The following is a 12,452-nucleotide window of genomic DNA, read 5'->3' as shown; positions in this document are numbered from 1 at the left end:
CACGCCGGGGCGCTGGTCAGGCGGCATACGGGCGCGCCGCGCGGGCCTGCTTCAGTGCGGAGCCCCACCACGCGAGCTGGTCGAGCATGCCCCTCGCGGCGGAGCCGGCGGACTCGGCGTCGTGCGGCACGCCGTCCTCGGTGAAGCGCTCCCAGAAGTTGTGGAAGCTGATCGTGTCGCGCACGGTGGTCGCGTGCAGCTCGGCGAACACCGTGCGCAGGTGCTCGACCGCCCGCAGGCCGCCACCCATCCCGCCGTAGGACACGAAGCCGACCGGTTTCGCCTGCCATTCCTTGGCGTAGTGGTCGATCGCGGTCTTCAGTGAGGCCGGGTAGCTGTGGTTGTACTCGGGCGTCACGACGACGAACGCGTCCGCCTCCGCCAGCCGCCGCGCGAGGCCGCCCGTGTCGGCGGAGCTCTCCAGCGAGTTGTGCAGAGTCAGCTCGGCGAGGTCGATCATGTCGACGTCCATCGCCTCGTGCGCGCGGGCCTGTTCCGCGAACCACGACGCGGGGACGGGACCGAACCGCCCGGAGCGGGTGCTGCCGATGATGACTGCGAGCTTTAGCGAGTTGTTGGTCATGGCCACGACGTTAGGAATCGCGACCGGGTGCGGGCATCTGTCAGGTGACTGGGAAAGGGCGGCGTGAAATGAGGACATGAACCTCTTTCGTTACATAGCGAAATCGGCATATGTCACTCGCCCAGTGGTTTTGCCGCCCTCGGTAAGCGCTTAGCGTGGTTGGTGAAACGGATGTTCGGCTTCCGAGCAAAGGGCGGTGTCGTCATGGGTGGATGCAACTGCTGTGGTTCCTGCTCCGGCCCGGGGTGTGGCTGCTGCGGCAAGTGCTGAACCGGACCGGCGGCCGCCGTGAGTCCTGACGGCTCGCGGCGGCCGCAGCATGTGTGCGAGAAAGGGAATCGGCGCGCGGTCATTGAATTGTTTTCCCTTGACACGCCTGACGATTCAATGTCAAGTTCAATGGGCGTAATTGCTGACTCGGGGGAAGTCGGAAGGTTGCGTCATGTGGCGGTTTCGTGGGCTCGCCGGGGAGTGGACGAAGGACACGCGGCTGGCGTGTGAGGAACAGCCGAGAGTGGCGGGAAAACTGGACGGCGTGGTGGTCACCGACGACCCGGTGACGTGCCGCCGCTGCCTCCGGTTTACTTAGTCCATTGTGGACGAGATTTCTCAGTGTGGTCGATCTAGTACTCTCCGCTCACGGCGACCGGGCCCGAACACGCCACCCGCCGACGTGCCGCGCCTGCGCGTCGCGGATGTGCTGGACGACCGCCGCTGACCCGCCCCGAGGCGCCGGATACACTGCGTGGCGCGGGCCGCTAGCTCAATTGGCAGAGCAGGAGACTTTTAATCTTCGGGTTCAGGGTTCGAGTCCCTGGCGGCCCACCATCGTCCCAGCTCAGGGCCGTGACCTGGCGGGCCACCAAGATCATCTCCCCACTTTATCCCCACCTTTGCCGGTGGACGGTTTATCAAGGCGCGCCGCCAGGGGCGGCGCGCTGTGCGGCCTCTCGCCCGGCTGCCCGTGCCGCATCCATCGCGGCACACGCCGGGCTCCCGCTCCGCTACGCCCGGCGGGCCGCGCGGCGCGGCCAGGGCCGTGCGTCGCCTTGCGCGCCACCACTGGCGGCACCCACCCCCTTCTTGCCGGGCATGGTCGTATGCCGAGTCGACCGCATCAAGGGCGCCTGCGGCGTCGCTTCGCGATGAGCTGCGCTCACCCTTGACCCGGCCGACCCGACGCAACGGACTGGCAAGGGCGAAGGGGATGACAGGAGAGCGGTCAATGGTCCAGCGTCCGCCAGGCGTCCCAGTACGCGCGCTGTTCGTCGACCGTCGCGAGCTGGGCTACCTCCGCGTCGTCGAGGGTCGCCACGAGGTCGGCCCGCGTAGCCGCTCGGCCTGGACGCATCACGTAGACCTTCAGGCCGCCACCCATGTCTCGTGCCATACCACTCGGGTAGGTATCTAGCCGTGAGCCTTGCAGGGCGATCAGCCAACCCAGGGGTTCGATCTGACGCCTCAAGCTCACCAGCGCGTCGAACATGTCAGGGCCACTCGTCTCGTAGGTGGATCCATTCGCAGTGAGTTCGATCCGGTACACCTGCGGACGCCCGTCACCGGGAAGGAACCACCAGCCACGCAGATGCCCGCCGTCAAGCTCCCCGGTATCCCGGACGACGAGGCGGATCGCCCGATCGACGACGAGCCGTGTCTCTCCCACCGGGCTATCCAAGCACGTTCCGACGCGCCGGTACTCTGAGCGCAGGCGCCGCATCGTGGCCAGGTTGTCAGGGCAAGATCATCTCCCCACCTTTTCCCCACTTATTGATGGCAGGCGACGGCGAACGGCCGCCGACGACGGTCGTTCGCGATGTTTGTTCACCCAGCTAGCGGGTAGTGTTGGTGATCAACGAGAAACGATGCTCAACCCGGCCAACTACTCTTCGGGTTCAGGGTTCGAGTCCCTGGCGGCCCACCGATTTAGTCATTGTGCGAACCACTCCGTTCGGGGCCGTTTCCGCTGGTAGGGCGGGTGCTGCCCCGTCGTTGTTGCGGGGTTGGGGGATGCGGAAGACCGGGATGAGCCGGTCGGGGCCGGTGATGGTGACCTTGGCGACGAGGGCTTCGACAAGTGCCTTGGTTTGGTTGTGGGTGCCGTTGGTGATGATCTCGGTGATGTGATCGGCCACCGCCGCCAGGGTGGCGGGCTCGGGGGTGGTGGGCTCGTCGTCGAGCGCGAGGGTGAGTTCGTCGCGGCGGATGCGGAGTTGCTTGGTCTTGGCGCGTAGTTCGGTGAGCCGGTCGGCGACGAGTTCTTCGTCCATCGTGCCGCGCTCGAACGCGGACAGGTACCGGTCTATGGCCTGCCCGGTCTTGGTGATCTCGTTCTCGACGGCGGCGAGTTCGGCGTGCCGGTCGGCGTGCGCCGCGCGGTGCTGCTTGCGTTCGTGCGCGATGGCGTCGGCGATGAGGTCGTGCCGTGTGCGATAGAAGGTGGCCAGGGCATCCAGGACGGCCGCGTCCACGGCGTCGGCGTTGAGGCGCTTGAAGTCGCACTTGCTGGCGTCGTAGCGGGCCAGGTTCCAGCACGTGTAGTAGCGGTAGGTGCGGTTTCGTCCGGTGGCGCGGGTGCCGATCATGGCTTTGCCGCACTGGGGGCAGCGCAGGCGACCGGTGAGCACGTAGTCGGAGCCGGACGCGGCCCGGTGGGCGTGGGACTCGCCGCGTGCGTCGAGGATGGCTTGCGCCTGCTCCCACACCGTGAGGTCGATGATGGGTGCGTGGGTGTCGGTCACGGTGGTCTCCCGGAACGTCAGTTCGCCGAGGTAGACGCGGTTGTTCAGGGCACGGATGACTTGGTAGCCGGACCACTTGCCACCCGAGCTGGTGCGGTGGCCCCGGTCGTTGAGCACCTTGGCGATGGCGCGGGACCCGAGCCGGTCTTTGGTGTAGAGGTCGAAGATCAACCTGACGATCACCGCTTCGTGCTCGTCCACGATCAGCGTGTGCGAGGTCTTGTCCACCTGGTAGCCGAATGGGCGTTTGCCGCCCTTCCACTTGCCCTTGGCGTGCTTGCGTTCCATCCCGGCGATGACCCGGTCGATGATGGTGTCGCGCTCGAACTGGGCGAACATGCCGAGCATCTGCACCAGCATCCGACCCATCGGCGTCGAGGTGTCGAACGGTTCCGTGGCGCTGCGGAACACCACCCCGGCTGAGTCCAGTTCGTCAAGCAGCATCACCATGTCCCGCAGGTTCCGGGAGAACCGGTCCACCCGGTACACCAACAGCACGTCGATCAACCCGGCACGGGCGGCGGCGAGCGCGCGTTGCAACCCGTCGCGTTCGGTGGTGGCACCGGAGGCGTCATCAGGGAACCGCGCCACGAGCCGCCAACCGGGCTGGGAGCCGATGTAGGCTTCCAGGCGCGCATCTTGAGCTTCGATCGAGTAGGGCTGGTGCTCGTCGTCAGTGGAGCGCCGCACGTAGATCCCCACTCGCACGTCATCGCCGAGTGTGGTTATCGCTGCTTTCTTGGTGCGTTGCGCGGTTGTTGATCGCGCCATTGTCCGACCCCCCTTGGTTCGGCATTTCCGCGTGCCCTGTGGTAGCCGTTTGTCCGGCTGCCACAGGACGGCTACGCGGCTACTAGATCACTACTAGTTTTGACTTAGAACCGCAGCTCACGAGCGGTGTCCGACTTACCTTCATTATCGCCTATCAGGGGCGAGAAGGGAAGTGGAATGCGCCGGTTTATGCGGCTTTTTCGTGGGGCTCGTCCGCGTTTCCGCAGTTGTTATTCCATCGGGAGATAAGCGCGGCCAGAGTGGTGACGGCTTGATCGTATTGCTGCGCTGTCATGGGCTCGGTGTCGATCCGCTCCACGCGCCAGGTGTCCGGTGTGGATGATCGTGTGGGACGGAACGGGAGCACGGTAGCGTCATCATCGCTTCGACCGTTCTCGGATGTGTGTTGGTCTTTGTGCATGGCGCACCTCCAGCCCGCGACCCCGCGCAGGGCGGGAGGTCGCGGGCGCTGGTCAGCGGTCACAGGGCAACCGTCGATCAGCGGACCCGTCAGCCGTGGTCACCGCGCCTTGCCGTATCGCTTGTGGCGTAAGGGAAAGGCTGGCCGCGCCGCGCGAGGTGGCGCGCAGAAAGACTGACGAGTTCGGACTGTGCAACCGCGCGACGCTTCGACTCCCCGACTGCCGTAGCACCCATCGGGGCCAGCGATCACCGGTTGACTGAACCCTCCACTGTCCACGCGAGACTGCGAGACTTTCGCCGAGACCAGCTTGTCTCGGTTGTCTCGCCGCGGTCTCGATGTCTCGTTCTCGGCGTCTCGGTGTGGTCTCGCCGAAGCGGGACCACCGTTGGACAGCTCGACGCCAGGGTTCAGATTCTTGTTGCCTGCCAAGGCCCGCCTGGTGTCAGGCGACCTGGCGGCCGTCGTCGGTGTCGTCGTAGAGGATCACGTCGTCATCGTCTGCCACCTCCGTCCAGTAGTCGGCCGGTTCAGGCTCGCCCGCCGTGGGCGCGGTGACGGGCACAGCATCGGTGATCTCGGAGAGCGTCAGCCGACCGGATGCACGGCGCAGGCTGCCGAGCGGAAGCCACACGCGGTCGTGCAGTCCTGCCGGGGCGGGTTCGGTGTACTCGGCGCAGGCGAGCGCGATCGGCATCCCGGTCGAGCCGCCGAGGTGTGTGGTGATCGCGTGGCGGATGATCTGCTCGCGGCGCAGCGTGGCGCACCACACCAGGGTCACCGTGTCCTCGCCGTAGCCGTCGCGGCGGGTGAACGGGATGGCGGGGTCGGGAAGGCTGGTCAGCCGGTCGCGCAGCTCGGTCACGCCGACGCGGGGCGGGTCATCGAGCAGCAGCACGAACGCCAGTTCGCGGCCGTCGGGGTAGCGCCAGACGCCGTAGCCGTCGGTGGTGGCCTTCCACGTGCGGCTGACACGCCACGGCGACCGCCAGGCCACCAACTCCCCGCCCGTGCCGGGTTCGCCGCGCACGGCGGCGATCAGGGCGCAGAACCAGGCGTGCTGGGCGTGAAGCTCGTCCCACCGCCAGCCGTGGAACAGCTTGCGCCACCGCGTGGCCACCTTCGCCGGTTTGATCGGCGAGACGCCGCGCTCGGCGGCCACGATCCGCGCGCCGATCGGGCCGAGCATCCAATGCCACTCGAACGAGCCGCCGCCGGGCCGGAACGGGCGGTCGCGGTGCAGCACGCCCCGCGCGTGCAGCGCGGCCAGCCGATGCTGTGCGGTGATCACCGAGCCGAACCCGGCGAGCAGGGCGAGCTGTGAGGTGGTGAAGGTGAAGTGTTCGTCCAGCAGGGCCAGGATGCGGCGATCCCGGTCGGTCAGACGGCCGCCCGCAGCGGCCACGGCCGCCGCCGTCACGCGCCGCCGCAGCCCCGAGGATGTGTCATGAGGACAGTTGTCCATCGAGTCTGGCACCGTAGCCGCGCCTACTACGACGCGCTGACCTGCAACAACACGGCCGGAACCCGGCAGGTCGGGTCGGCAACTCTGAGAGGACTCCCCAACGGAATCCCCAACGGAATCCCCATGTGAACCCCCACGTGCACCCACCAACCAGCCGTCTCGGCCGGGCGCGGAACCCGCGCCACGCTCGCGCACCATGATCACCACCACCGAGGGGAGACACCGACAACACCGACCGTCCCGCACGATCACGGTGGACGCGGTAAACACTTGGCTCGGCGTCACAACGACGCCGACGACACCAAGGCGCGTCACGGTGCGGGACACGTTCTGTCGATCCTCGGCGGGGCCTCGACCATCTGCCTGCGCAGACCCGAGCCGACAGCGGATCAGCCAATTAGGCTAGCATCCGTCCTCGGCAGCCGTCAACAGTCGATGTTGCCGTAGCCGCCCGGCGTGTTCCGGTCGTTGTGTGGATGTGTGTACGCCGCACCACGGGTGGCCATATAAGGCCAATCGGGCACCCGCGTAGCACGACCGCACGACTGAAACCGCAGGTCAACCGCTACTAACGCCAGATGTGTACCCCGGCAGCTCTGGGTTGCCTAGGGAATGGTCGATGAGTTGCCCAGTGAGTTGCCGGGTGAATGGCTGGCGGCTCGTTTCTCAGTTGATCTCGTCGGGGTCGGGCTCGCTCGGCGGCCACGATCTGGCGGGCGGGGCGTAGGGTCGGGGCAGTCGCCCACCTGTGGTGTCGGCGCTGTTCAGTAGCCAGTTCAGGGCGTTGGTGGCGTGGCCGAACCGGTGTTCGACCACCGCGCCGTGTTCGGCGGGGCGGCGATAGTCGAACCGGGCCTCGGCGCGGACGGCGTGCGCGAGTCCGCTGGGGCGCAGCGCGAGGTATTCGACGTATCCGGCTCGGACGCGCCAGAGCCGGGTGCCGATCAACCCGCCGTCGTCATCGACGTCGGGCAGCGGGCGGAAGCCTGCGGTGTGGAGGCGTCGGCCCAGCTCTTGGGCTGCTTGCGCGGGCATGGCGCTCACGGTTGGCGGGCTCCTGGTGGGCGTGCGGGGGCCGCACGCCCGCAGGGCCGATCGGCAGTGCGCGGGCGTGCGGACGCGGTGGACGGGTGGCGATGGTCAGAAGCGCAGTTCGGGGATTGTGTTCAGGTCGATGCCGTAGCGGGCGTAGATCTTGATGGTGTTTTCGCCGGTCAGGTCGGCTTCGGTGTGGCCGAGCAGTCCGGCGACCCTGACCACCTCGTCCTTGGACCCGGCTTCGATCTCCAAGTACGGGGGGATCTGGGGCCAGGTGTCGATCTCGACCTGTGCGCCGTCGAGGATGAAGCTGGTGCGCTTGGTCTCCTGGTAGGACTTCGCGGTGAAGCCGAGCACGTTCAGCAGTGCGTTGGTGGCGGCGAAGTCGTCGACGCCCACTTCGATCTCGTGGGTGCCGTCGATGGCGTCGCTGGTGATCTGCTTGACGGTCAGCGTGGTCTCGTCGCCGGTGTCGCGGAGCCTGATCCACTTGGACTGGTCGCCAGGGGTGATGTCGTAGACGTAGCGGCGCATGAACCGCTCGCCGAGCTTCTGGCCGCCCTTGTCCAGGATCAGCTGTTCCATGGCGTCGGGGTCGATGTCGAGGATCTTGGCTTCGTGCTCGATGGGCACTGCGGGCTCCTTCCGATGGTGATCAGTGGTGGACGTTATCCGGCGAGGCGGGTGGTGAGCCGCTGGTACTCGGCTTCGCGCAGGGCGAGGATCTCGGCGCGCTTCGGGCTGGTCACGAACTCGTCCAGCGGCATGCACAGGTCCATGCGCTGGATGCACACGCCGACCTGGTAGCGGCCGGTGCGGTCGTAGTAGAGCCGCACGCCGTAGAAGCCTTCCTGGCAGTCGGTGTCGTTGTTGAACCGGCACCCGGCGCACGTGTCGGGCAGCCGCACGGGCCGGATCTGCTTGAAGAACACCCGCCGTCCGTCCGGCAGCCGGTAGGCGGTGCGTGCGCCGGACACACCAGCGGTGATGTAGTGGGCCTCGGCGACCGCGCCACGCTCGGCGAGGATGCGTTCGATGGCTTCGATCGAGACCGGGCCGTGGTCCAGCGAGTTGAGCAGCCGCACCGACAGGTACGGGGAGTATTCGTCCAGCAGGCGGTGCACGCGCGGGGCGTGGCTGTGGTCGAGCACCACGATGTTGGCGCTGGCCTTGATCCCGTGCGCCTCACATTCGGCGATGGAGCGTTTCAGGGCGTCGATCTTGCGCTGTGCGCGGTCGGGGTCGCGGTAGCGGGCGTGCTGGACCTCGGCGAGTTCGGCGGCCGTGGTGCCGAAGACGGAGAAGTTCACCCGGTCCAGCCCAGCGGCGGCGCAGTCGGCGAGTACCCGGTCACCGCGCTCACCGTTGGAGGTCATCCCGACCCGGAACCCGGCGTCCACCGCGATCTTCGTCAGCCGCGCCACGGCGGGATGCAACGTCGGTTCGCCACCGGTCAGGTGTAGCTCGGTGAGGTCCAGGGCGTTGCCTAACATGGTCAGCGCCTCGCCGAACTGCTCGTTGTCGGGGACTGCGGCGGGCAGGAAGGCCGCGCCGTTGGTGGCGGCGTAGATCGACACGCGTCCGCTGGGGCCGGCGGTGGTGAAGTCGCCGAGCGGCCGGCGGCGGTTGTCCACCACGACCGGGGTGCCCTCGTTGTGGCAGAAGTTGCAGGTCAGCCCGCAGGGATCGTGGACCTTCAGGCGCACCGTCTTGTCCTTCTCGACGTGGACAGGGATTCCGGTGGGGAACATCGGGTCGTGGCCCTTCCGTGGTTGCGGTGGGGATCGGGAGACCGGCACCCGGCGTGCGGGGGCACGCCGGGTGCCGGGTGCGGCATGTCGAGCCCGGTCGGGGTACGGGCTGCGGCGTGCCGCGTGGGGTGCTCCGGCGGCGCAGGGGCCGTGTGCGGGAGGGGGCCGCGCCCGCGTCGCCGGAGCGGTCAGGTGGTCTTGCGGGGCGGTGGGTAGTAGGGCAGCGTCTCGGCGTCGTGGCGGGCACGCAGCGCCTGCACGGGTTCGCCCGTGCGGTGTCGGGCCGTGGGGCCGCACTCGGCGGTCGTGGCGGCGTCCACCGGTTGGTGATCGGCCGCACTACGGCGGCGTCCCTCGATCTCGCCGTACGCGAGGATCAGGAGTTGGAGCAGCACCGTCACCGCGACGAGTTGCCAACCACAGACGCACATCGGCGCGCTCACCCGCTCATGCGCCGTGGTATGCCGTGGTCACGCCAGCCCTACCGTCTCGGTCACCGCGCGAGCCGCCGCGACCACGGCGGTGAACGGCGGCAGCGACGGGCCGTCCAGCGACGGAGGCACCTGCCAGGTCACGACGCCGGATTCCAGGCGGCTCGGCGGCAGCGGTACCAACGTCCCGCAGCGGTGCGTCAGCGCGCCACGGGCACGCAGCCGGACGAGGTTGACCGGGGCGGACTCGTCCGCGGACTCGGTGAGCAACAGCCAACGGCGCGGCGCGCCCGGCAGGGCGATCACCGGTCCGGCGAGCATCCGCACCGTGAGGTAGTGCTGTACCTCCGCACCGATCGCGGCGGGCAGCTCGACCGCGCTGACCCGTTCGTTGGTGGTCAGCAGCAGCCGATCATCGGCTCGCAGGACCAGCCATTCCCACCCTGCGTAGTGGGCAGCGGTCGCGGTCAGCCCGGACGTGGGCGGCTCTTGGTGGGGCTCGTCGCCGCCCTGTGCGGCGGTGATCGTCGGCGTGGCCATGTCTCGTCTCCTTGGCAACGGTCGGTCAGTGATCCGTCACCACCAGACAAACGCCCAGCTCAGCTAGATGGCAGTCAGGGTTGCGTGGCACTGCGTCCGCTTGCTGTCCGGGGGTCCCACTTCGGTCCCACTTCGCGCGCGGGGCTTCACAGGACATGGGCCGGTGCGCCACGATCGACTACGGCCAGCAATGGGACGAGTACGCCAGGATGTGACCGGGATGGGCCGCGACGGCCGAGCGGGCGACAGCAACACCGCGCTGCGCGCGCTGCTGGACGAGGCGGGAATGAGCAACGCCGCGCTCGCGCGCGCCGTGGTGACGGCGGGCGCGGAGGAAGGCGTGCACGTCGGCACCAACACCACCTCGGTGAAGCGGATGCTGGACGGCTCCCAGCCACGCTGGCCGGTGCCCCGGCTCGTCGCCAAGGTGCTGTCCCGACACCTGCACCGCGAGATCAGCGTCACCGAGTGCGGGTTTGCCGATCGCACGCCCGCATCCGATGATCGGTACGACGGGCTCCAGTGTTCAGGCACACTGGACGGCACGGTTCGCACGGTTGTGGAGTTGTCGGGACGGGACATGGATCGGCGCACGTTCCTGCTGGGCTCCGCCTTCACGGCGGCGGCCTTCTCGGAACCTGCGCTGTTCGCGCTCACCGTGCCGCCCACAGAGAACACCGCGCGGGTCGCGGGCAAGCGCATCGGGATGCCCGATGTCGAGATCATCACCGAGAACATCGCCCACCTGCGCCGGCTCGATCACCGGTACGGCTCGGGCCGCGTCCGTGAGCAAATCGTGCAGTTGCTGCACCGCGAGGCCAGCACGGTCATGCACGGCAGCTACTCGGAGAAGACCGGCAAAGCGCTGCTCGGCGCGGTCGCCCAAGCCTCCTGGCTGGCCGGTTCGATGGCTGCCGACGTGGGCCGCCACTCGCTGGCCCAGCGCTACTACATCCAGACACTCAACCTGGCCATGAGCGCGGGTGATCGGCTCTACGCCGCCAACGTGCTGTCCCACATGAGCCGCCTCACCGTGCAGATCGGCCACGGCGCGCTCACCGAACACGACCGGCTGCGCCACGCCCGCCAAGCCATCGCGCTCGCCCGCGCCGGTCACAGCGTCACGGACGGCAAGGCCACCCCCGTGCTGTCCGCCCTGCTGCACGCCGTCGAGGCGCGCGGGCACGCCCTGCTCGGCGAAGCCAACGCCACCCGCACGGCCGTGCTGGAAGCCGAGCGCTGCTACGAGCGTGCCCGTGCCGACGACGAACCCGCCTGGCTGGCCTTCTACACCGAAGCCGAACTCGCCGCCGACCTCGGCCGCTGCCTGCGGGACGTGGGTGAACCGGAGCAGGGCACCCGGTTGATCAGCCAAGCGATGGACACCTACGAGCCGTGGCGGGTCCGTAGCCGCTGCTTCGTGCAAACCGACCTCGCCACCGCCCACCTCGTTGGCCGCGACTACGAACACGCCGCAGCGCTCGGGCGTGACGCCGTGCGCACCGCCGCACAGGTCAGCTCCACCCGCACGCTCGACCGGCTGCGCACGCTGCAACGACAGGTCCGACCGTTGCGCGCCAGCTCACGGCACCTCGGCGAGTTGGACGAGCGCATCACCGACCTGCTGACCCGCAACCGCGCTCGCCGAGACGAGGACTCCACCACCTGATGACCAGCGACATCGACTTCGACGCCGCCCACGTCTACGCCATCCCCATGCGCGCCCGGTTCCGGGGCATCACCGTGCGCGAGGGGATGCTGATCCACGGCCCTGCCGGGTGGGGTGAGTTCTGTCCGTTCGCCGACTACGACGACGCCGTGTCCGCCTCCTGGCTGGCCACCACGATCGAGCAATGCACGGTGGGCTGGCCGGAGCCGGTACGTGACGGCATCCCGATCAACTGCACCGTCCCGGCGGTCGGCCCGGAACGCGCGCACGAGATCACCGCGCGGTCGGGCTGCCGCACCGCCAAGGTCAAGGTTGCCGACCATCCCGAGTCGCTGTCCGAAGATCTCGCCCGCGTGGAAGCCGTTCGCGACGCGCTCGGCCCGGACGGGGCGATCCGGGTGGACGCTAACGGTGTCTGGGACATCGACACCGCCGTCGCCCACATCCGCCTGCTCGACAAGGCGGCGGGCGGGCTGGAGTACGTCGAGCAGCCGTGCCGCACCATCGAGGAACTGGCCGCCGTCCGCCGCCAGGTCGATGTGCGTATTGCCGCCGACGAGTCCATCCGCCGCGCCGAGGACCCCATGCGCGTGGCGGTCGCGGGCGCGGCGGACGTGGCCGTGATCAAGTGCACGCCGCTGGGCGGCGTGCGGCGTTCGCTGCACGTCGCCGAAGCCGCTGGGCTGCCCTGCGTGGTTTCCTCCGCGCTGGAAACCAGCGTCGGACTCGCGGCGCAACTCGCCCTCGCCGGAGCACTGCCCGAACTCGACTTCGCCTGCGGGCTCGGCACGCTCTCGCTGCTGGAAGGCGATGTCGTGGCCGGTGCCGACTCGCTGCGTCCGGCAGGCGGCTACCTCCCGGTGCCCCGCACGCCGCCTACGCCCGATCCCGCTCTGCTCGACACCTACGCGCTGACCGACACCGCACAGGCGGCGTGGTGGCGCGACCGGCTGGCCCGCGTCCGCGCCGAACTTGACCGCGCCACCGGTTCCGCCTGAGCACCACACCCGCTCATCTGCGGTGAGAGATCGCGAGGGGCGAGCCG

General features: G+C 68.6%; 12 protein-coding genes and 1 tRNA gene. 4 read left to right on the top strand and 9 right to left on the bottom strand.

The features are described from left to right. Window positions 1–16: 16 nt before the first annotated feature. Entirely contained in the window at window positions 17–583 is a 567-nt protein-coding gene (locus tag BA062_RS00315; RefSeq protein ID WP_110333977.1) for an NADPH-dependent FMN reductase, read from the bottom strand. A 442-nt stretch (window positions 584–1,025) separates the two neighbouring features. Between BA062_RS00315 and BA062_RS39690 the strand changes: the two genes are divergently transcribed. Next, the gene (locus BA062_RS39690) at window positions 1,026–1,172 is read left to right on the top strand and encodes a hypothetical protein (RefSeq protein ID WP_168213848.1); all 147 of its coding nucleotides are present in this window, start codon (window positions 1,026–1,028) and stop codon (window positions 1,170–1,172) included. A gap of 163 nt (window positions 1,173–1,335) precedes the next feature. Further along, window positions 1,336–1,411 (top strand) — tRNA-Lys (locus tag BA062_RS00310). Window positions 1,412–1,805: 394 nt separating this feature from the next. Here the strand turns inward: BA062_RS00310 and BA062_RS00305 are convergent. From BA062_RS00305 to BA062_RS00265, 8 genes are all read right to left on the bottom strand, one after another. Beyond that, window positions 1,806–2,246 (bottom strand): hypothetical protein, encoded by a 441-nt coding sequence (locus BA062_RS00305; protein ID WP_245959611.1) that lies wholly within the window; start codon window positions 2,244–2,246, stop codon window positions 1,806–1,808. A 229-nt stretch (window positions 2,247–2,475) separates the two neighbouring features. After that, the gene (locus BA062_RS00300) at window positions 2,476–4,029 is read right to left on the bottom strand and encodes a recombinase family protein (protein ID WP_245959610.1); all 1,554 of its coding nucleotides are present in this window, start codon (window positions 4,027–4,029) and stop codon (window positions 2,476–2,478) included. 929 nt (window positions 4,030–4,958) lie between these two features. Next, window positions 4,959–5,978: a replication-relaxation family protein gene (locus BA062_RS00290; protein WP_168213847.1), complete on the bottom strand. Its 1,020-nt coding sequence runs from the start codon at window positions 5,976–5,978 to the stop codon at window positions 4,959–4,961. Window positions 5,979–6,644: 666 nt separating this feature from the next. Next, complete coding sequence (locus BA062_RS00285) at window positions 6,645–7,013, bottom strand: hypothetical protein (RefSeq protein ID WP_168213846.1); 369 nt, start codon at window positions 7,011–7,013, stop codon at window positions 6,645–6,647. Between the two features lie 105 nt (window positions 7,014–7,118). Beyond that, window positions 7,119–7,649, bottom strand: a complete 531-nt coding sequence (locus tag BA062_RS00280; RefSeq protein WP_110333974.1) for a class IV adenylate cyclase — start codon at window positions 7,647–7,649, stop codon at window positions 7,119–7,121. A 35-nt stretch (window positions 7,650–7,684) separates the two neighbouring features. Further along, window positions 7,685–8,767 carry a radical SAM protein gene (locus tag BA062_RS00275; RefSeq protein ID WP_110333973.1) on the bottom strand — a complete coding sequence of 361 codons (1,083 nt, stop codon included), beginning with the start codon at window positions 8,765–8,767 and terminating at the stop codon, window positions 7,685–7,687. A 188-nt stretch (window positions 8,768–8,955) separates the two neighbouring features. After that, window positions 8,956–9,168: a hypothetical protein gene (locus BA062_RS00270; protein ID WP_146239979.1), complete on the bottom strand. Its 213-nt coding sequence runs from the start codon at window positions 9,166–9,168 to the stop codon at window positions 8,956–8,958. A 69-nt stretch (window positions 9,169–9,237) separates the two neighbouring features. Then, on the bottom strand, window positions 9,238–9,738 hold the full coding sequence (locus BA062_RS00265) for a hypothetical protein (protein ID WP_110333971.1): 501 nt from the start codon (window positions 9,736–9,738) through the stop codon (window positions 9,238–9,240). A 220-nt stretch (window positions 9,739–9,958) separates the two neighbouring features. On the opposite strand from BA062_RS00265, the gene BA062_RS00260 reads away from it, so the two are divergent. Together BA062_RS00260 and BA062_RS00255 are read left to right on the top strand one after the other, a co-directional pair. After that, window positions 9,959–11,407 (top strand): NsdA family TPR-like regulatory protein, encoded by a 1,449-nt coding sequence (locus tag BA062_RS00260; RefSeq protein WP_110333970.1) that lies wholly within the window; start codon window positions 9,959–9,961, stop codon window positions 11,405–11,407. Further along, window positions 11,407–12,405, top strand: a complete 999-nt coding sequence (locus tag BA062_RS00255; protein ID WP_110333969.1) for an o-succinylbenzoate synthase — start codon at window positions 11,407–11,409, stop codon at window positions 12,403–12,405. The genes BA062_RS00260 and BA062_RS00255 overlap by 1 nt, the downstream gene beginning before the upstream one ends. Window positions 12,406–12,452 lie beyond the last annotated feature (47 nt).

It is taken from the genome of Prauserella flavalba, assembly GCF_003202235.1.
In the GTDB taxonomy this organism is placed as follows: Bacteria; Actinomycetota; Actinomycetes; order Mycobacteriales; family Pseudonocardiaceae; genus Prauserella_A; species Prauserella_A flavalba.
This window is presented reverse-complemented; position numbering and strand designations above follow the sequence as displayed.

Bases quoted from the DNA above. Each gene is read 5' to 3' on its own strand.
- BA062_RS00265 (WP_110333971.1), bottom strand. From the start codon at position 9,738: ATGGCCACGCCGACGATCACCGCCGCACAGGGCGGCGACGAGCCCCAC.
- BA062_RS00275 (WP_110333973.1), bottom strand. From the start codon at position 8,767: ATGTTCCCCACCGGAATCCCTGTCCACGTCGAGAAGGACAAGACGGTG.
- BA062_RS00285 (WP_168213846.1), bottom strand. From the start codon at position 7,013: ATGCCCGCGCAAGCAGCCCAAGAGCTGGGCCGACGCCTCCACACCGCA.
- BA062_RS00290 (WP_168213847.1), bottom strand. From the start codon at position 5,978: ATGGACAACTGTCCTCATGACACATCCTCGGGGCTGCGGCGGCGCGTG.
- BA062_RS00260 (WP_110333970.1), top strand. From the start codon at position 9,959: ATGGGCCGCGACGGCCGAGCGGGCGACAGCAACACCGCGCTGCGCGCG.
- BA062_RS00255 (WP_110333969.1), top strand. From the start codon at position 11,407: ATGACCAGCGACATCGACTTCGACGCCGCCCACGTCTACGCCATCCCC.
- BA062_RS39690 (WP_168213848.1), top strand. From the start codon at position 1,026: ATGTGGCGGTTTCGTGGGCTCGCCGGGGAGTGGACGAAGGACACGCGG.
- BA062_RS00315 (WP_110333977.1), bottom strand. From the start codon at position 583: ATGACCAACAACTCGCTAAAGCTCGCAGTCATCATCGGCAGCACCCGC.